A 21,288-nucleotide genomic window follows, 5' to 3' on the forward strand; every position below is an offset into this window, starting at 1 on the left:
AAATAAATGAAACATGAAAAATCAAATTGGAGGTAAGGATTATGGCACATATCAAATTAGGTTATGCACCTACCAGAAGGAGTATTTTCAGTGCTCCGGACGCAATCAAATACAGAGGTCTTACAGCTGACCGTTTGAAGGAACTGGGCGTAGACTTTGTGGATATTACAGATATCAACGAAGAAGGACTTCTTTATAATGATGAAGATATGTTGAAAATTGCTGAGAAATTCAAAAAAGAGAAGATTGACGGTTTATTCCTTCCGCATTGCAATTTCGGTACGGAATATGAATGTGCAAGACTGGCTAAAGAGTTAAACGTACCTGTTTTATTATGGGGACCGCTGGATGAAAGACCAGATGAAAATGGTGTTCGCCTGCGTGATACCCAGTGCGGACTATTTGCAACCGGCAAGGTTTTAAGAAGATTCCAGATTCCATTTACCTATATGACTAACTGCAGATTAAATGATCCGGTTTTTGAGCGTGGCTTAAAGGATTTCATGGCTGTCTGTAATGTAGTAAAAACATTTAAGAAAATCCGTATCTTACAGATTTCCACAAGACCTTTTGATTTCTGGACGACGATGTGTAATGAAGGCGAACTTCTGGAGAAGTTTAATATTCAGCTTTCCCCGATTCCGATGCCGGAACTGACGCAGGAGATGAAGAAAGTAAAAGCAGAGAAAACTGAAGTAGAGAAGGTAATTGCTTACATAAAAGAAAATATGGAAATCCAGATCAAAGAGGATGAAGTGGAAAATGTGGCTGCATTGAAAGTAGCTATGAAGAGTCTGGCGACAAAGTACGGCTGTAATGCGATTGCGATTCAGTGCTGGAACTGCCTGCAGTCAGAAATTGGAATTATGCCTTGTGCCGCCAATGCGTTATTAAATGATGAAGGTATCCCGGTTGTATGTGAAACAGACATCCACGGAGCGATTACTTCCTTATTGGTAGAAGCAGCAGGCATGGACGAGACAAGAAGTTTCTTTGCTGACTGGACCATCCGCCATCCGGATATTGAAAATGGAGAATTGCTGCAGCACTGCGGTCCATGGCCGATTTCCGTTGCAAGAGAAACACCGAAGCTGACTTATCCGCTGGCATTTGATCATCCGGGAAGCATTACGGCAGAAGCCAGACACGGAGAAGTTACGCTTGTCAGATTTGATGGAGACAACGGAGAATATTCGATGCTTCTTGGAAATGCAAAAGGCGTGGACGGACCAAAGGGTATGGGAACCTATCTCTGGGTAGAAGTGGATAATATTAAGCGCCTGGAGGATAAAATCGTCTGCGGACCTTACATCCATCACTGCGTAGGTATTCATAAAAATGTTGTACCTGTATTATATGAAGCATGTAAATACATCAATGTGAAACCGGATTTATATGATCCGATTGAAGAAGATGTGAAAGCATATTTAAGAGGAGAATGAATCTATGAAGAATTTAAAAGCATTGTCATTTGAACTGCGAAAAAATGTCCTGGATATGATCTATAAAGCAAAGACCGGTCATATCGGCGGTGATTTTAGTGTGATGGACGTTTTGGTTACCCTTTATTTTAAGCAGATGAATATTTCTCCTGATAACCAGGATGATGAAAACAGAGACCGTTTTGTTCTCAGTAAAGGTCATTCAGTAGAAGCATATTACAGCGTACTTGCTGCAAAAGGATTCTTTCCTATTGATGAAGTAATTGAGCAGTTTTCTACCTTTGGGAGCAAATATATCGGACATCCCAATAATAAACTTCCAGGTATTGAGATGAACTCCGGTTCCCTGGGACATGGACTTCCTGTCTGTGTCGGCATGGCGCTGGCAGGTAAGATGAATCAAAAGGATTACCGCGTTTATACGGTTATGGGCGATGGTGAACTTGCGGAAGGCTCCGTATGGGAAGGTGCTATGGCAGCAGGACATTATAAATTAGATAACCTTGTTGCAGTGGTCGACAGAAACCGTCTTCAGATTTCCGGAGGTACGGAAGAGGTTATGGCACATGATGATCTGGATGCCAGATTTGGCAGCTTTGGATGGCATGTAGTTCATGCAGACGGAAATAATATTGATGCTTTAAATGCAGCATTCGAAGAAGCTAAAACGGTCAAAGGAAAACCAACGGTAGTCATTGCAGACACTACAAAGGGCTGTGGCGTTTCCTTTATGGAAAATCAGGCAGCATGGCACCACAAAGTACCAACTGCAGATGAATACGAAAAAGCAACTATTGAATTAGCAGAGAAAAAGGAGGCGGCTCTTCATGAATAAGATTCCAAATCGTCAGGCTATATGTGATGTATTAATTGAAAAAGCAAACACCGATAAAGATATTGTGGTATTATGCAGTGACTCCAGAGGTTCCGCATCCCTGGCTCCATTTACGAAAGCTCATCCGGATCAGTTTGTTGAAGTGGGAATCGCAGAGCAGAACCTGGTAAGTATTTCAGCAGGACTTGCAAAGTGCGGCAAGAAACCATTTGCGGCTTCTCCTGCCTGCTTCTTATCAACAAGAAGCTTTGAACAGGCTAAAGTAGATGTGGCATACTCTAATACGAATGTGAAATTAATCGGTATCAGCGGCGGGATCAGTTATGGTGCCCTTGGAATGAGTCATCATTCTGCACAGGATATTGCGGCGCTTGCCAGTGTTCCCAACATGAGAGTTTACCTTCCAAGTGACAGACATCAGACAAAGTGTCTGGTAGAAGCTTTGCTGCAGGATGAAAAACCGGCATACATCCGTGTCGGCAGAAATGCAGTAGAAGATATCTATGAAGAAGGAAATGTTCCATTTGAAATGGATAAAGCAACCGTTGTTACACAAGGCAGTGATCTTGCAATTGTTGCCTGCGGTGAAATGGTAAAACCGGCTGTAGATGCAGCTGCTATGTTAAAAGAAAAAGGGATTGGGGCAACAGTTCTGGATATGTACTGTGTGAAACCACTGGATAAAGAAGCAGTAGTGAAGGCTGCCGGAAATGCGAAGGCAGTGATCACAATCGAAGAGCATGCACCCTTTGGAGGTCTGGGATCAATGGTCAGCCAGGCAGTTGCCAGCGAATGCCCGAAAAAAGTCATCAATATGACCCTCCCGGACGCTCCTGTTATCACCGGTACGTCAAAAGAAGTATTTGATTACTATGGCTTGAATGCAGAGGGGATTGTAAAGAAAGCCCTGGAAATTCTGCAGTAATTTGTATATTGGCAATGAAGAAATAGAATGTTATAAAAAACTGTATTCCCGTATGCTGAGATGTTTTGCAGTAAATGGGGCATGTGAGGAAAGTGTGAAAGAAAAGCACTTTCACACTGCTGATTTGGAATAGCGCAAGCTGGCTTGCGCTATTCATGGAGATAAGTGTGAAAGAAAATCGCTTTCACACTGCTGATTTAGAATAGCACAAGCTGGCTTGCGCTATTCATGGAGATAAGTGTGAAAGAAAATCGCTTTCACACTGCTGATTTAGAATAGCACAAGCTGGCTTGCGCTATTCATGGAGATAAGTGTGAAAGAAAATCACTTTCAAACTACTAATTCAGGAATAGTGCAAGCCAGCTTGTGCTATTCAGAGGGTGTAACTATGGCGAAAAAGTATGTTTTAGGAATAGATCAGAGTACCCAGGGAACGAAAGCATTGCTTTTTGATGAGGAAGGAGCGCTCCTTTACCGGAGTGACCTGCCTCATGAGCAGATTATAAATGAAAAAGGCTGGGTATCTCATAATCCGATGGAAATCTATCGGAATACAGTCCAGGCAGTTAAGAACCTGCTGGAAGAGAATAAGATTGATAAGAATAAAATTGAAGTTATCGGTATCAGTAACCAGAGGGAAACAGCACTGGTTTGGGAAAAAGAAAGCGGTGAACCGGTTGCAGATGCCGTTGTCTGGCAGTGTGCAAGAGGGGAAGCTATCTGTAATCAGATAGAAGAGAAAGGCTGCGGTGAAATGATCCGTTTACATACGGGATTGCAGCTGTCTCCCTATTTTTCAGCGGGAAAGATTGCATGGGTATTACAGAATATTCCGGGAGCCCGAGAAAAGGCTGATCGTGGTGAACTTTGCTGCGGTACAATCGACAGCTGGCTGGTCTATAAACTGACCGGACATAAAATATTCCGTACGGATTATTCCAATGCCAGCAGAACCCAGATGTTTAATATCAGTACATTGACCTGGGACGATGAAGTGTGCGGTTTATTTGGTATACCAGTGAAATGTCTGGCTGAAGTGACTGATTCTAATGGCTATTACGGAGAAACGGATTTCGAAGGATATTTTGATCAACCGGTAGCGATACGTGGTGTTATGGGAGATTCCCATGGTGCGTTATTTGGACAGGGATGTCTGGAAAAAGGCATGATAAAAACCACATACGGTACCGGATCTTCGGTGATGATGAATATCGGAGAAGAGCCGGTACTGAGTAAAAAAGTAGTAACTTCTCTGGCATGGAGTATGGATGGTAAAGTGAACTATGTACTGGAAGGAAATATAAACTATACCGGTGCAGTGATCACCTGGCTGAAGGAAGATTTAAAGCTGATTCAGTCTGCAAAGGATACAGAAGAACTGGCCAGAATGGCAAATCCGGAGGATCATACTTATCTGGTACCTGCATTTTCAGGATTATCCGCACCTTACTGGGACGGCAAGGCATCTGCAATGATCAGCGGTATTACCAGAACGACAGGCCAGGCTGAAATTGTGCGTGCAGGACTGGAATGTATCGCATACCAGATTACGGACGTGGTCCGTGCCATGGGTGATGAATCCGGAATTGAGATTGGCGAACTCAGGGTAGACGGAGGTCCCACAAAAAATGGCTATTTAATGCAGTTCCAAAGCGATATGTTGGGAATCGGAGTACAGGTACCCGACCAGGAGGAACTGTCAGGAATCGGCGCAGCATACGCCGCAGGAATCGCCGTAGGAATGTATGACAAAAATCAGATCTTCGACGGAATGAAGCGGACTAAGTTCACACCTCAAATGGCTAAAGCGATGCAAAAAGCCAAGTACGAGGGGTGGATAAATGCCGTTAAGATGGTGTTGACTGAAAAGTAGACGCTGTTTAGATATAGGCTGTGTACGAAAGGAGGAGGAAGCAGGCAATTATCCGCTTCCTCCTCCTTTTAAATGTACTTCCATGAATACCCGTGTGCCGTCAAAAAGTGCTCCGGCAAGGTTAGAAAATGCCCCTATTTAAGATAAGCAAGACTTCTAATTATTTTCCAAGAATCTCCTTCAAATCTTCTCCCGCATCCCCTGTCGGATGAATATTGAAATTAGCTACCAGATATTCCAGTACGTTTGGAGATATAAATGCCGGCAGTGTAGGACCAAGGTAAATATTCTTAATTCCAAGAGATAAGAGAGTCAGCAGGATGCAGACAGCCTTTTGTTCATACCAGGAAAGCACCAGGGTCAGAGGCAGTTCATTTACATCACAGGAGAAGGCATTTGCAAGTGCAACAGCTACTTTAATGGCGCTGAATGCATCGTTGCACTGTCCCATATCCAGGATACGCGGCAGTCCGCCCAGTGTTCCCAGGTCTAAATCGTTAAAACGGAATTTTCCACAGGCAAGAGTGAGGATCAGGGAATCTGCCGGTGTTTGTTTCACGAAGTCGGTATAGTAGTTTCTGCCCGGTTTTGCCCCGTCACATCCTCCAACAAGGAAGATATGCTTCAAATCACCGGAGTTCACAGCATTGATTACGGTATCTGCTGCGGCAAGAACGGTATCGTGTCCGAATCCGGTAGTTACCTGTTTACCGCCATTGATTCCGGGAATAGTAACTGCTTCGTCATAACCGCCCAGTTCCAGGGCTTTTTTAATAACAGGAGAGAAATCTTTTGTGCCGCCCGCTTCATCAATATGGGCCATGCCAGGGTAGGCAACTTCAGCCGTTGTAAATACACGGTCCTGGTAACTTTCTTTGGGCGGCATCAGGCAGTTTGTGGTAAACAGTACCGGAGCCGGAATGTCAGCAAATTCTTTTTGCTGGTTCTGCCATGCTGTACCGAAGTGTCCTTTTAAGTGGGGATAAGCATTTAATTTTGGATAAGCATGTGCAGGCAGCATTTCCCCATGGGTATAGATCTGAATGCCCGTGTCCTTTGTCTGTTCCAGCAGCAGTGCAAGATCGTGGAGATCATGACCGGAGATAACAATAAACGGTCCTTTTTCCATAGTAAGGGAAACTGTTTTTGGGGATGGGGTTCCGTAGGTTTTTGTATTTGCAGTATCTAAAAGCTCCATACATTTCAGGTTGACCTGACCTGTTTCCATTACGAAAGGCAGAAGTTCTTCCATGGTGTAATCATATCCAACAGCGAAAAGGCCCTTGTAAAAGAACTCATTTACTTGTGTATCCTGGTAGCCCAGTACCATTGCATGGTATGCATAAGCTGCCATACCGCGCAGACCGAAGAGGATCAGGGATTTTAAGCTTCGTATGTCCTCCTGGGCATTCCAGAGCATGTCACAATCATAGTCATCATTTCTGGAACAGGGAGATCCGCAGGAGCCGCATTTTGGAATTAAAGCATCCTTTTCCTGATGTACCCGGCTGATCAGCTTTTCAATTGCTTCATCATCAAAGCTTACATTTGTGAGTGTGGCAAATAATCCTTCAATCATAATGCGGTGGGTGGATGCAGAGGGGGTATTGCCGTCTGTGGCTCTTGCAAGACCAATCAGTGCTCCTGTTAACTGGTCCTGAAGTCTGGCTGTACTTTCCTTTTTGCCGCAGACCCCGGATTTTCCTGTACAACCGGTACATCCGGCTGTTTGTTCACATTGAAAGCAAAACATTTTGTTCATAATTAATTCCTCCATATTTTTTAATTTATAATTTAAAGAGCGATCTCCCGCAAAGCGGATCAACCATTTAGCTACAGCAGTTTTAAGACACGCTCTAAAGTGCTCATGGTAACCTTGAATTACATATAAATGAAAAGGCAAGTCTGAACTAAACAGAGACAAATTCCGATTTCAGAATTTTACCGTCGATTGAAATAATTACCACCCGGCAGGTTAAATTTTTACCGCTTTGCGCCAGGGCAGTTTTGACTGCATGTTCCATACCTCCGCAGCAGGGAACTTCCATGCGTACTATGGTAATGCTTTTTAAATCATTTAAACGGATGATTTCTGAGAGCTTTTCGGAATAATCCCCATCATCCAGCTTCGGGCAGCCAATCAGTGTGATATGATTCTTTATAAAGTCCTGATGAAAACTGCCATAGGAAAATGCAGTACAATCGGCTGCGACTAACAAATCCGCCTGGTCAAAATAAGGTGCCTGTACAGGAACCAGTTTGATCTGTACCGGCCATTGGGAGAGCTCGCTTACGACAGGGCTGTCCGTATTTACGGGTGTGTGTCTTTCGTGGCTGATTGTGTGGGATCTGCTTCCCGGACATCCGCCGTGGTGCCCATGGTGCTGCATAGAAGTATCCGGCTGCGCCAGTGATTTGCGTTTTGCTGCCATGTTCGCCAAAACGGCTTCTTTATCGTAAGCAGGTGCCTCTCTTTCTTCAAAGGAAATAGCATCCTCGGGACAAGCAGGCAGACAGTCGCCAAGACCATCGCAATAATCTTCTCTTAGAAGTACAGCTTTGCCCTTTACAATCCCGATAGCACCTTCGTGGCAGGCATCGGCACAAATACCGCAGCCCGTGCATTTCTCCTCATTTATTTTTATAATTTTACGTATCATATAGATTCCTCCTCCTGCATATCACAAGTCTTCTTGCAATATCGCGTAAATATATTGTTCATAGCTTGAATTCTCAAACACGTTTTAAGATTTATCCCTTGACTTCATGCTCAAATTCTACTATATTAAAAAGAAAAGTTCTGTTGTAATTACAACAAAAATGAAAAAAAGGAAAAATAATATGATGCAGTCACCGCTTTTTAAAGGTATCGAAGAAAATGATTTGAACGAGTTGATGAAATGTCTGAATGCGAAGGAGTCGGCATATGAGAAAAACGAATTTATATTTCGGGCGGGAGACAGAGCTTCTTCTATTGGTGTTATCTTATCCGGAGCAGTATATGTATTAAAGGAAGATTTCTGGGGAAACCGTACCATACTGGCAAAGTTAGAAGAGGGAGATCTGTTTGGAGAGGCATTTGCCTGCAGAGAAGAAGAGAAGCTTCCGGTAAGTGTTATGTCGTCTGCGAAGTCCCGGATTTTATTTGTGGATTATCGGCGGATTATAACCAATTGTCCCAATACCTGTGTATTCCACGCCAGATTAATTGAAAATATGATTCGTATTCTGGCCGGGAAAAATGTGATGCTGACACAGAAAATGGAGCATATGAGCAAAAGAACTACCAGGGAAAAAATTTTGTCTTATTTATCGGCGCAGGCTGTCCGGAGCGGGAGCAATGCATTTACGATACCATTTAACCGCCAGGAACTGGCTGATTTCCTCTGTGTAGAGCGAAGTGCAATGTCTGCAGAGCTGGGAAGAATGCGCAGGGAGGGGTTACTTACCTGTGAGAAAAGCCGGTTTGTGCTGAATAAACAATAATGTTTACTCACCACAAACCGGCTTTTTCTAATGGTTTTACAGAAGTTTTTTCCCGCCATCTTTTGTAAGATATTCCACAACATCCTTTACCTGATTCAACTGCCATACATCTTTTAGAGGAATTTCTGTTTGAAAACGTTCCTCAAAGGCACAGACCAGATTGGCAACATCCAGAGAGTTTAAAGCCAGATCTGCAACAAAATTGGTATCGTAGGTTAAAGTTTTAATTCCAGTGATCTGATAAATGGTTTCCTCAATAATTTTAAATGCCTGCTCCTCAGTCATGGGCGGTATCACCTCTTTTCAATTTCTGAATGGATGTTTTGCGAAATTCAGTTTCGGAGATTTTTATAGAATAAATACGCATATAAGTAGGAAGCGCGTGATTTAGTTCCAATACTTCTTCCTGAATCTGCTCCAGTACCTGAAAGGAGGACATCCCGTGTGTCTGGGCTGAGTCGGCATAAATAATCACGGACAGCTTTACATCATCGGCTGCTTTTCCGTTACTGGCACCATAGACCATGGCTTCTTTTACCAGCGGAAGCTTTAAAATGCGTTTTTCCAGTTCTTCCGGAACTACTTTTTTTCCATTACTGAATACGATCAGGTTCTTTTTTCGTCCACTGATATATAAATGGCCTTTGCGATCCATATATCCCAGATCCCCGGTTCGAAACCAGCCATCTTCAAAGGTTTTTTTGGTCATTTGAGGATTTTTATAATACCCTTTAAATACAGAGGGTCCTTTTATAAGAATTTCCCCATTGGAAAACTTAACTTCCATTTCCGGGAGCAGCAGACCTACAGACGCGTACTTATTGTCTTTGTTGCGGTTGACACTTACCAGGGGGCTGCATTCTGTGATGCCGTATCCCTGAAGAACAGTAATGCCGTATGCTTGAAACTCTCCTGATATTTCTTCATTCATATGAGCGCCGCCGCTGATAATCAGCGTTGCGTTTTCCCCAAGAACCTTTTTGACGGCATCATTCAGATAAGGTTTGCCTGGCAGGTGGAGTTTTTGAAGCTTTTCATACTTCTGTACAGCATTCGCTGCTTCCTCACGTATGCCGCATCGTTCCTGTTCCAGGTGAATGCTCTTTAAAAGGGTTTCGGTAATCATAGGAACAGATAAGATCAGGGTGGGAGAAAAAAGTTTCAGTTCTTCCATCAATGTTTTCAGGTTCCCATTGATGCAGATGTTCTGCCCCTGGGTTAAGACGTTGATAGCGCCGCAAACCAGTGAATAGGTATGGTATAAGGGCAGGGGAGTGAAAACACGGTCTCCGGTCGTCACCAGCGCCTGGGCGTTACAGGCATTGTGCAGCAGGTTTCCATGGCTGAGCATCACCAGCTTTGATGCACTGGTAGTCCCTGAGGTATTGATTAGAAGTGCCAGGTCATCCTCCTTTACCGCCGCCATAACGGGAGCCAGCAACGTATCGTCTGGATCGCAGGGAGATGATTTTCTGATGCATTCCCAAAAGGATAAGATAAGGTCGTTTTCCCCATAGTCCATAGAAATAATGGTCTCAGCAGGAAATGTACTTTCTTCCGTCAGGGAAATAAATTCTCCGGAAACCACGGCAGCCTGTACGTCGGCATGATCCAGCATGCGGCAGATCTCCACAGCCGTCTGTTCCACATCAATGGCTACGGTTACGCTGCCAATGCAGCCGACTGCCCAAAATGCTACCAGCCATTCGTAACGGTTTTCACTGATAATGGCAATGTGCTTGCGGGAGAGTCCCAGTGATGTAAGTGCTTTTGCGAAAGCGCAGATATCCCGGGAGAGCTGCTGGTAAGAATATTCAAATAACTCCCGTCTGGAATTAAAAATGGTAACAGCCGTATTATCTTTATGCAAAGGAGCCATTTTAGACAGGCATTCCGGTAAGGTGGTGTATTGATGAATTTTATTTAGCGGATATTTTCGATTCATAAATTCCTCCATGGGGGTCTGATTTAATAAGTCCACTGTAATTCCTGGTTCATTTGTTCGTAATTGGATTCAACTATATTGATAAATACATCAACCAGCCTGCCGTCGAATTGTGTGTTTCTCCCTTCGCGCAATTCACAGAGCGCTTTTTCCAGAGATAATTTCTTGCGGTAATGGCGGTTAGACATCATAGCGTCAAAGGCATCTGCAATAGTGATGATACGTGCCTGGAGGGGAATCTCTTCTCCCTGGCGCTGATTGGGATATCCGCAGCCATCATATCTTTCATGATGGGACAAAACAATATCATCCAGATCCTGAAACATGTCGATGCAGGAGAGGATTTTTGCACCCATTCTGGGATGGAGGCGGATACTGTCATATTCTTCGTCAGTCAGTTCTTTATTTTTACACAGTACGGAGTCTGCAACCCCTACTTTACCAATGTCATGGAGCAGTCCCGCAACACGTACACATTCACAGAAGGAATCGTTTTTGTTCAGTGCTTTCGCCAGCTTCAGGCTATAATAGGATACCCGGTCGGAATGGCCTCCGGTATAGATATCTTTGGCATCTACAAGAAGCCGAAGGGCTTCTACTGTCTGCATATAGCTTTCCTTTAATTTCGATATGGCTTCAGCAAGTGCTTTGTTATTGGTGTTTAAGAGGATATTTAAAATGGTATTGTGTAAAGCGGTGGAGATCTGTTCCACATATACAGAGACCAGATAAGCCTGCACTTCATCCAGGGCGTTCTGTCTGCGCAGTCCGATTACCCCCAGCCAGGCATCCCTTCCGCCGGGGAGGGGGAGAAGCGTTAGATTATCCTCACTGATGATTTTATTTTCGGACAAACAGGTCTGAAACAGGTCGGTACGGACCTGAAAATCTTCTTTGCTAAAGGTTTCGAATTCTTTATCAAAGCAGCCTGTTCCGCAGAATACGTTCTCAGGGAGTACATCTACCGGCATAGAACGAATGATATTTCTGGGCTTCAGCCACACAAAAATATTCCGGTTACCAAGTAAATGATGGATCTGATCCATGATCTGTCCGGCTATATCTGTTAAGGGAAGCAGATGATGAAGCCGGGGGATACCGGAAAGTATCTGGGTAAGTCCATCCTGATATCTTTCTATGGTTCTTATCTGGCGGATGGATTTGAGGCTGCTTTCTACCAGCAGTTCCAATTGGTCGAAACGGTCCGTTTTTTCAAAATAACCCTGGATATCTAATTCACGGATTGTATTCAGGGGCGGTGCGATCTCTTTATGACCGGTCAGTAAAATAACAAAAATTCTCCGGTCAAATTCCCGAAGGCGGGCCAATACTTCATCGCCGCAGATTGGAGACATCAAAAAGTCGAGAAGCAGTATATCATAAGAATGCTGTTTCATTTGTTCCAGTGCATTTATTGGGTCATTTGATGTATCCACGGTAAAACCGGATGCATCAAAATAAGAAGACAGAGCATCGGTGATATTACAGTCATCGTCTAATACCATCATTGAAAAACCATTTTTTTCCCGACCTATTCTGTTCTTGCGCATACTAATACCTCTCTTTAGCTTATTTTATTCGGCGGATACCGGAATTTTTACGTAGAAGACAGCGCCGCCAGCCGGATTGTCCTCTACCCACATACTCCCACCAAATTTACCCCTTATCAGGCCTTCTGAACTGTAAAGGCCTAAACCGGTTCCATTTGCTCCCTTAGTCGTAATCATGCTGTGAAAAAGCTTCTTTTTCACCTCCGGGGAAATACCGGGACCGTGATCAGCAACTTTAATAATAATAAACTCATCTTCCAGATAAGGATTCAATATGATTTCCCCTCCTGTCTCTTTCATGGAGTACACAGCATTATCAATCAGGTTGTTTAATACCTGTACCAGATTATTTACATCTCCACTTAATAAAAGTTCAGGGGGTACCTTATTTATAATAGTTAATTGGCATTTGTTCTTTGTCAGGCTGTGATTCATCAGCAGCTGTACCTTTTTTACGACTTCGTCCATGGAGAATTCTACAATATCTGAGGTGTTCATATTAGTAGCCAGACCTTTTACTGTAGTAATGATATCGGACATATAGCTGCAGCAGCCGCGGATTTTAGCCAGCCATTCTCTCATTTCCTGTGCGATTTCCTGATGGTCTTCCAGAGTTACCGCAGGGTCATCAATGCTGAGTTCATATTCTGTTACCAGGTTGCCCAGACTTTCCACATTACCGGAGATGGACATAATCGGTGTTTTCAGGTTATGGGAGATCCCGCCCATCATCTGACCCAGGGACGCCAGGCGCTCTCTTTCCATGGTACGGCTTAAGTTCAGCTGTTCCCGTTTCATGTTTTCTTTTAGCTCGGTCACATCTTTTAACAGAGCGACAACACCCACCATGTTGTTTTTCTGAAAGATGGGAGATACTTCAACGGAATAGTAGAATTTTCCGTCTTCACGCAATACAGCCTGTTCATAAGAGATAACACTGATAGACTGTTTACAGATGTCAAAAAAATTCAAAAGGTTATAGATTACATCTTTTTTCCGGTCTTCCAGAGCGTCTACGGCGTTTTGAAGATAAGTATCCACCTTCATACCGTAAGATTCCCCAAAGGTTTCCTCAAAAGCCTGATTCGTATTCAGAATAAAGCCATCAGAGGAGATTACTGCATAGCAGTCTGAAATATTATTTAAAATATTTTCCTGGGCAGTCGGCTTGATCTGCAGGAAATTCAGGTAATAAATAGCAATACCATGAAATGCTATCGTTACCAGAAAAGCCAGTGGTGTGGCTGTTATGGGCAGAGGGAGTATTTTCAGGGTTGCAACTAAGTTTACAAGGACCGGTATCCCAAGACCGGCGGCAAATAAGGATGCCTGCCACAATATTCCCCTGTTCCTGCATTTATAGCCATAGCGCAGACTGATGATAATAGAAGCAATACAATAAACATAATACTGGGTACCGGATAATATAAACAGCGGACCAAACTCCACCTCTGAAGCATAGATGGAAAAATTCCGGTAAAATAAATGATGGTACGGATTGGTAAATACAATCAGTGATGTCATAACAGGAAGCAGGTATAATAAATAATATGCCTTTGGCAGATGTGTAAACTGTTTAACAAAGGTTATGGAAATCAACAGTGTAGTTACGACCATAAGGGCACATGCCGAACAGGTTATGGCATCCATCAGCATCAAAAGGTTCTTCCTGGAATCCGGAATACATAAGATTCCCAGGATAGCAGTCATCCAGATAAGTAAAAAGACGGAGGATGCCACATAGAGCTTTTGAATCAGTTTTAAGCGTCCTTTTGAGATGCAGCTGATGATGAAAAAAAGCAAGATAGCAATGGCGATATCTACGATATGAGGGGCTATTCCCAGCAAAATTTATTCCTCCTTCCGGGTGCAGTCAAAGCACCGGCTGATTTTTGTAAGATCCGGCTGGGGCCAGGTAAATCCAAGCTGCTGCAGCTGATAAGCCGTATCCCTTGCCTGAATCTGAATCTGTGTATGGAAAGCGGTGCCGGAAAAATAAGCCTCGGCAACTGCCTGAATAAAAGGAGAACTGTTTTGTGCAGCCTGATCACGGAGCAATTCTTCGAATTCTTCCCGTTTAGCCAGTTCCATATCACAGCAGGATTTTAAAATATCTCCCAATGCGGATTCCTGGGGATTGATTACATGGAAAGCAGTGCCCGGCTGATATAATAATTTTACGATTGCCTCCGCACACAAATCCACGCTGGTCATTTCCATAAATACACGGTCAAATTCCCTGGGAATCTTCTTTAAAATCAGCAATCCCCTGATAATGCGGTAAAATGCATTACTGTCTGGATTTAACTGGAAGACGCCGTCTTTTGCCCGGGAAACCAGGCGCCCGACACGGAAGATCCTGGCATTTACACCATCCTCTATAGCTTCGGCAACAGCAGCTTCCGCAAGAATTTTGCTTTTTGTATATGGATTATCCATCCAGTTTTGCCCCATGTCCAGATCACGTTCGCTGTAAAATACAGGGAGTCCGGGGGCATCCATAATATATTCTCCGGCTACACTGATTGTGGAAATATGTATCAGTGCGGCAGCGGCATCTCTGGCAAAAGCTATGCAGTTTTCGGTTCCAAAGGTATTTGTAAGGGCAAGCTCATCATTTGGGGCATAGTGTCTTACATCTGCTGCACAATGGATGACCATATCAACACGATCTGTCAATCGTTCATATTCGGGTGCTGATATGCCAAAATGCTTAAGGGTGATATCACCGTTTACAATTTCTATACGCCGGGAGACAAAAGAGTAAAAACTTTCTCCAAAATAGCTGGAAATAACTTCTTTAAGCTTCTTTTCCCCTCCGGTACGTACCAGACAGATTAATTTCTCTATCCCGGTTCCAAGCAATTCATACAGCAGATGTGCGCCCAGATATCCGGTTGCACCGGTTAAAAGAGTTATCCGGCTTTTTGGGACAGCCTTGTTATTGTCAGGCAGAAACCTTGCAAGCCTTTCTGATTCTGCCCCTGTTTCCACAGTGGCGGCTGTTTCCGGATGGATCTGGTTACGGCTTCCTGTTATTTTCTCAATCTGACCCGAAAGAGTGGGACAGCTGTAAAAATCATTTAATGAGAAATCCATGTGGTTTTTGTAATACTGGCTGAGTACCATAATTGCAGTCAGGGATGTTCCGCCCTGTTTAAAAAAGGAAACATTCCAGTCCGGCTTTTTCCCAAGCGCTTCTTCCCAGACTGACTGCAGTAATGCCTCCTGAGGATTAGCAAGGGGCTGTCTTTTTGGTATATTCTCTTTCGGCGGTTCCATTTCCATCAGCTGTCGGATATCCAGCTTACCACTGGCGGTACGTGGAAGAGCACTTAACGGAATAAATATAGAAGGAATCATATAGTCGGGCAGCTGTTCCATTAAATAATCCCTTAACTTTTCCTCTGTGTATTGATTGGCAGGAACCAGAAATCCCCTCAGTGACTGCACCATATCATTGTTCTTCACAGGAACTACAGCCGCTTCAGAAGCAAAGCGTGACTGAATGATCTGGGAGGCAATCTCTTCCGGTTCAATACGGTGACCGTTTAATTTCAACTGGTTATCAACACGCCCCAGGCATTGCCAGTTCCCGTCGGCACGAAGCCTCCCAAGATCTCCTGTTTTGTACATGCGCTGGTTTGCGCATAGCAGATCCGGTACAAATACCTGGTTTGTCAGATCTTCCCGGTTAATATATCCTGCAGCCAGGCATTCCCCGGCAATGTAGATTTCGCCTACCGCGGTTGGGGGAAGTGGGCGCCTGTTTTCATCCAGCAGATAATAACGGCAGTTTCCGATAGGTTTTCCGATGTGAATGCTCTCAGATACAGTCACATTCCCCAGGCAGTTGTGAACAGAAGTTTCCGTAGGTCCGTAAATGTTGTAAATCCGGGCATTTGTCAACTCACGGATTTTATCCCTCAGCGAGAGGGTCCAGGGTTCCCCAAGCAGGATGATAATTTCAGCTTCTTTTAATGCTTCACAAAATGCGGAATCGCCCAGGCACATCTGAAGCCTTGATGGAGTCATCTGTATAATTTTCCCCTGGTCTTTTATAATCCGGTCTGCCAGTTTCCAGGGAAGAAGCATTTCTTCTTCATCTGCTATGGAGATGCATCTGCCGTTGGCAAGGGCAAGCAGGGTTTCTGTAGTAAATACGTCAAAAACACAGTTGGATGCGCAGAGGACAGGACTGCCGTTTTCACCCAGCAGAGGGGTAACGGTACCTGACAGGTTGGAAATAGCCTTGTGCAGCATCATAACGCCTTTCGGCTTACCGGTGGAACCGGATGTATAGATTACATTTAACACATCCTCCGGGGTTCTTTTGAGTTCCGGAGTCCAGTGGTCATCCAGGGTAAAATTCAGGGGAAGCACCGGGCAGGCTGAAATATCAGGGGGCGTGACAGAATCTCCCAATAACAGCAGACGGGCTTTTGCATTTTCCAGCATATAGGAAATGCGTTCCGACGGAAAATCAGGATCTACAGGAAGATAAGCAGCGCCTGCTTTTAAAATACCGAGCATGGTTACCGGCATGTCCCCGTCACGTTTTGGCATAAATGCAACCACATCCCCATGGAGTACGCCTTCCCGAATCAGGTAAACAGCAAGAGCATCGGAACGCTGTTTTAACTGTGCAAAGGTATAACTGGAATTTTCACCCCAGCAGACAGCTGTACTTTGCGGAGAAAGCAGGGCATAGCGGTCAATCATCTGATCAACCATTGCGGCGTCATAAGGCATCCGCATCTGATTTGGTATTTCCAGTAACTGCAGCTGATCCACAGGTGCTGTGGGAGATACTTCACTGAGAGGCATTTCCGGATGGATCAGCATGGTTTCCAGAATATGGAGGTAGGACCTGCTGTAAAATTCCATTGTGATACGGTCAAAAATATTTTTCGCATATTCCAGTGTGAAACGGTATCCATCATGGGTATGTATGGTCTCCAGGTGTAATTCCACTTTAGCTGCATGAATGTCGGAAGGTACCATCTCAAGGTGTGCATCACCCAGAGAGAATTCAGAAGGGTTCACGGGCGCCAGGGAAAATAAAGCGTGATACAGTGCCTGGCTGCCACGGCGTTCCTCTGTTTGTGCCAGATTAACGATCTCTTCTAATGAAAGATCCTGATGATCCAGCATATCCAGTACGTCCTGTTTTACTTCCTTTAAATAAGCCATAAAATTCTTGTCGGAAGAAGGATTTAATAAAACAGGCAGCGTATTCACAAAAACTCCGGTAAGTTCAGACAGTTCCATGTGCCGCCGTCCGGAGACGGGAGATCCGATTATCAGATTTTCATTTCCGGCAAATTTGGAAAGCATAAGCGCATAGACACTGAGCAGCAGCATATATGGGGTAACCTGATGAGTTTTACAAAATGCTTCGAAAGGAACCAGTATATTTTGCGGCATGCTAAATACGACTTTGTCCCCTTCACCCAGAAATTCTTTCGGCCGGGGGCGGTCAGTCGGCATGGTCCATTGTGGTACAGATCCCTGTAAACGGTTTTTCCAATATTCCCGCTGTTCCAGGAGCCATTCTTTGGGCTGCTGTTCCATCCACCAGGCATAGTCTCGGTATCGGACCGGAGCAGGGGCGGGGATTTCATTGCGGTAATATTGATCCAGCCTGGACAGGGTAAGGGCACTGCTGATTCCATCGGATATAATGTGATGCATATCAAAAAGCAGATATTGTTCCCGGGCTTCTGTTTCCAGCAGCATTACCCGAAAGAGCGGTGGAACGGCAAGCTCAAATGGACGCACAAATTCTTCCAGTGCCTCATGTGGGTTGTTATGGCTTCTACGCTCTAAATGGAATTCTGCTTCTGAATGAATACGGGAAACAACATTCATTCCCTCAATTTCAAAACCGGTACGCAGCATTTCATCATCCGCGATTAACTGCAGCAGTGCGGCTTCCAAACGATCAGCATCAATCGGGGTAGAAACACGGAATAAACCCGGCATATGATAACTGATACCGGTTTTATCCAATTGCTGTAATACATAGAAATTTTTCTGCGCCGCTGTAAGAGGGTAGGTACTGCGGTTTGGTGCCGGAGGTATTTTACCCTGCCGCGGGCTTACAGCTACCGGTTCGCCTCTTAGGAAGTTGCCAAAGCGGCGGATCGTATTATTGGCATACAGATCGGAGATTTTCGGTAATTTTGAAAACACTGCCTCTACCTCTGTAAGCATGGCTACTGCATTTAAGGAATCCCCACCGGATAAAAAATAGTTGGTGTGAATGCCAAGCTGCTCATTGGACAGCAGCCTTCTCCATATTTCCAGCAACTTTTCTTCAATTTCATCAGCAGGAGATTCATGTTCATCGGGAAGCTCCGGCTTCTGAAGGTTATTATAATCTGTCTTTCCGTTAGCCGTCAGTGGAATCTCGGGAAGCTTCACAGCCAATACGGGCAGCAGGTAATGAGGGAGGTAGCTGGAGGCGAATGCCAGCAGGTCTTCCCCTGAAAGATTCTGATCTGATGTAAAGTATGCAATTAAATGATGATCAAAAGCACGTACGGCTACATTTTTAACCAAAGGATGATTTTGGAGCTGTTCTTCAATTTCTGCAGGTTCTACCCGGTGTCCCAGAATCTTCAGCTGGCTGTCGATACGCCCCTGGAAGACGATCTCCCCTCTGGAATTCCAATAGCCTAAATCTCCGGTCCGGTATAGACGTTCACCTGGAAGATAGGGGTCAGCAACGAATTTCTGCGCCGTCAGCTCCGGAGCATTCAGGTATCCTGCGGCAAGACAGGTTCCCCCGATATATAATTCTCCGGCAGATCCGATGGGAAGAGGGCGCATAGAATCATCCAGGATATAAATGCGGCAGTTTGCCATAGGTTTTCCGATGGTGATCATTTCGTTGCCGGATACCACACTGTGGCTGACTGCAACGGTTGCCTCTGACGGTCCGTATTGATTATACAGCCGTGCAAGAGTACAGGAGCGCAGAATCTGGTAGATTTCAGGCGAAAGACTTTCACCACCGCATATGATTGTTTCGATACGGTTCATGGCACTTAAAAATGCAGGTTCTTTTAAGTAAGACTTCAGCCTTGATGGTGTCATTGAGAGAAAACCAACGTCGAAACGCTCAATCAGCTTAGCCAGTGAAGCCGGATGATTCATTTCTTCCTGTGAAGTGAATACAATGGTTCTGCCGTTCAGCAGTGCGCTCATACTTTCCAGCAAAAAGGCATCAAAACTAACATTACAAATAGAAAGAACAGCACCCTTTGGATAAAGGGGCGCCATATTATTAGCCAGATTCATTACACTATACTGGAAGATCTGAACGGCCTTCGGCTTACCGGTACTGCCTGATGTATATACCAGGTAAGCGAGACTGTCTGATGTAATTGCCGGCATATTGTCGATGGCGAAATCGGCGGCCTGATTCGCAGGGTGAACCAAGAGACTGCGGATACTATTTTGGGGAATCCGGGTATCCATTTCTTCGCCTTCTTCTGTGATACAGTAAGCGGCTCCGCTTTCCGCTAAAAGTTCAAGAAGCCGGTTCTTTGGCATCGTGATATCCAATAAAAGCCACGCATTTCCCGATATGGCAACCGCGCACATTGCTTTAAATAATGATTCACTGCGCTCCAGTAACAATGCGATGGTTTCATTTCCGTCAGGAACAGCGGTAAGCAGATTCCGGGCAATGGTAAGTGCGTCCTGGTAAAGTTCGCCGTAAGTCGTACGGCGGCCGCAGCAGATGATTGCCGCACGATCCGGCATAGTGAGTGCCTTATCGCGAAGGACATCCCGTAATGTACTTTCTTTTGGATACCATGCATCTGTCTGGTTAAAATCAAAAATCAGATGTTCTTCCTCCTCTTCGCTGATCACGGAAAGATCCGCAATTGGAATATCCGGATTCATAAGGGCACTATGGAGGATCTGCATAAGATGGTGGTGCAGGGTATCTATTTCCTCTTCTGAGAAAATCTGGGTAAGGTAATCATAATCTACTAAAAAGCGGTTATCCGCATCCCGGCTGCTCAGGTGGACGCACAGAGATTCCGCCTGATATCCGCTGTAAAGCCAGCGCCCCTCCAGCGTTACCTGGGCACCTCTCAGATGATGGATCTGCGTGTTCTGATAGGAAAGTGCAATGCTGAATAACTGGCTGGCTGCCAGATCGTTATCTTTTGCGGTAATTGTCTTCTTAATCTCACTAAATGGAAAGCGCTGATGATAAAGCAGTTTAAACCAGTCATTTTTCAATTTTTCATTAAATTCCTGAAAAGAAATCGAATCATCCAGTTCATTTACAAAAGGAAGGGTATTCACAAACATGCCGGCAGTCTGTTTTTCCTGATAGTTTATGCGGTTTACAGTTGGAACACCGATGCAAAAGCGTGTCTGCCCCTTAATACGTTTTAAATATATGGCAAGAACCATATAAAAGACAGCAAAAGGAGACACCTTATTCTGTGCACAAAAACTTCCGATCATACGATTGGAACGATTTGAGAGCGAATAAGACTTTCGAATGCCCACAGGGCTGATATGTGCATACTGGTATTCTTTTGTAAACGCAGGCGGAATATCGGTCAGCATTTCCTGCCAATATGCACGGTCCTTGTCACTTCTCCTGGAAGTAAGATAGTCCAGTTCAGTCTGGATATGTACAGCATATTCCGGCATAGAAGTACAATCCGGTGCTTCGTTTTGGAGCAGCCGGAAATAGTTATGAATGATCTGGTTGGTGACAAGGGTTTGTGACCATGCATCTGCAATAATATGGTGGATCTTTGTCAAAATACCCCCTGTATTTTCAGATAGTTTAAAAATAATCATCTGACACAGCGGAGAGTCACAAAGGGTAATATGTTCTCTGGCAACAGAAACGTCCCAAATAGATGCGCCCTCCTGGTTTGTTTTGGAAAAATCCAGAAAAGGTGCTGTCTTTGGTATTTCCGGATCAATATATTGGACAGGGTTATGTTCCTGAAGCGTGATCCGGGTTCTAAGCGTTGAGAATGCTTCATAAGCGAAGGTAATGCACTGCTGGAGCAGTTCAGCATTAAAATTTCCTTCAATGCGTAATACGGTACAGATATTGTTGATCGGAACTCCGGGATTTGCCATTTCCAGGTTCCAGATATTCTGCTGGCTGTAAGATAGAGGTAAGTATTTTATCGTTGTATCGTCTGCAAAGTTATGATTATCCACTTTTTTTCCTTTCGTACAA

12 protein-coding genes are annotated in these 21,288 nt (G+C 44.4%); 5 read left to right on the top strand and 7 right to left on the bottom strand.

Features of this window, described 5'->3' with window-relative positions; genetic code table 11:
* The first annotated feature begins 41 nt into the window (after nucleotides 1-41).
* The 4 genes from RHS_RS10670 to RHS_RS10685 all read left to right on the top strand — a co-directional run bounded on the left by RHS_RS10670 (nucleotide 42) and on the right by RHS_RS10685 (nucleotide 5,075).
* Nucleotides 42-1,442, top strand: coding sequence for an L-fucose/L-arabinose isomerase family protein (locus tag RHS_RS10670; protein WP_027294587.1), 1,401 nt, complete (start codon nucleotides 42-44; stop codon nucleotides 1,440-1,442).
* A 4-nt stretch (nucleotides 1,443-1,446) separates the two neighbouring features.
* Nucleotides 1,447-2,277 carry a transketolase gene (locus tag RHS_RS10675; protein WP_027294586.1) on the top strand — a complete coding sequence of 277 codons (831 nt, stop codon included), beginning with the start codon at nucleotides 1,447-1,449 and terminating at the stop codon, nucleotides 2,275-2,277.
* Entirely contained in the window at nucleotides 2,270-3,202 is a 933-nt protein-coding gene (locus RHS_RS10680) for a transketolase family protein (RefSeq protein ID WP_027294585.1), read from the top strand. The genes RHS_RS10675 and RHS_RS10680 overlap by 8 nt, the downstream gene beginning before the upstream one ends.
* Before the next feature lie 388 nt (nucleotides 3,203-3,590).
* Entirely contained in the window at nucleotides 3,591-5,075 is a 1,485-nt protein-coding gene (locus tag RHS_RS10685) for a glycerol kinase (protein ID WP_047833161.1), read from the top strand.
* A 160-nt stretch (nucleotides 5,076-5,235) separates the two neighbouring features.
* Here the strand turns inward: RHS_RS10685 and hcp are convergent, their stop codons facing one another.
* Entirely contained in the window at nucleotides 5,236-6,840 is a 1,605-nt protein-coding gene (gene hcp, locus RHS_RS10690; protein ID WP_395022038.1) for a hydroxylamine reductase, read from the bottom strand.
* Between the two features lie 145 nt (nucleotides 6,841-6,985).
* The gene (locus RHS_RS10695) at nucleotides 6,986-7,735 is read right to left on the bottom strand and encodes an ATP-binding protein (protein WP_044295067.1); all 750 of its coding nucleotides are present in this window, start codon (nucleotides 7,733-7,735) and stop codon (nucleotides 6,986-6,988) included.
* A 181-nt stretch (nucleotides 7,736-7,916) separates the two neighbouring features.
* Between RHS_RS10695 and RHS_RS10700 the strand changes: the two genes are divergently transcribed.
* Nucleotides 7,917-8,561: a Crp/Fnr family transcriptional regulator gene (locus RHS_RS10700; protein ID WP_242881421.1), complete on the top strand. Its 645-nt coding sequence runs from the start codon at nucleotides 7,917-7,919 to the stop codon at nucleotides 8,559-8,561.
* A gap of 36 nt (nucleotides 8,562-8,597) precedes the next feature.
* Here the strand turns inward: RHS_RS10700 and RHS_RS10705 are convergent, their stop codons facing one another.
* From RHS_RS10705 to RHS_RS10725, 5 genes are read right to left on the bottom strand one after another with little or no spacing between them, the layout of a single operon-like run.
* On the bottom strand, nucleotides 8,598-8,846 hold the full coding sequence (locus RHS_RS10705) for an acyl carrier protein (RefSeq protein WP_027294580.1): 249 nt from the start codon (nucleotides 8,844-8,846) through the stop codon (nucleotides 8,598-8,600).
* Nucleotides 8,839-10,506: a long-chain fatty acid--CoA ligase gene (locus RHS_RS10710; RefSeq protein WP_044295069.1), complete on the bottom strand. Its 1,668-nt coding sequence runs from the start codon at nucleotides 10,504-10,506 to the stop codon at nucleotides 8,839-8,841. The genes RHS_RS10705 and RHS_RS10710 overlap by 8 nt, the downstream gene beginning before the upstream one ends.
* Before the next feature lie 23 nt (nucleotides 10,507-10,529).
* Nucleotides 10,530-12,056, bottom strand: coding sequence for an HD domain-containing response regulator (locus RHS_RS10715; protein ID WP_047833162.1), 1,527 nt, complete (start codon nucleotides 12,054-12,056; stop codon nucleotides 10,530-10,532).
* 24 nt (nucleotides 12,057-12,080) lie between these two features.
* A complete protein-coding gene (locus RHS_RS10720) occupies nucleotides 12,081-13,904 on the bottom strand; it encodes a histidine kinase N-terminal 7TM domain-containing protein (RefSeq protein WP_242849109.1) in 1,824 nt (607 codons plus the stop codon).
* A gap of 3 nt (nucleotides 13,905-13,907) precedes the next feature.
* Complete coding sequence (locus tag RHS_RS10725) at nucleotides 13,908-21,269, bottom strand: non-ribosomal peptide synthetase (RefSeq protein WP_047833163.1); 7,362 nt, start codon at nucleotides 21,267-21,269, stop codon at nucleotides 13,908-13,910.
* Nucleotides 21,270-21,288: the final 19 nt, after the last annotated feature.

This window comes from Robinsoniella sp. RHS (assembly GCF_001029355.1).
Classification (GTDB): Bacteria; Bacillota; Clostridia; order Lachnospirales; family Lachnospiraceae; genus Robinsoniella; species Robinsoniella peoriensis.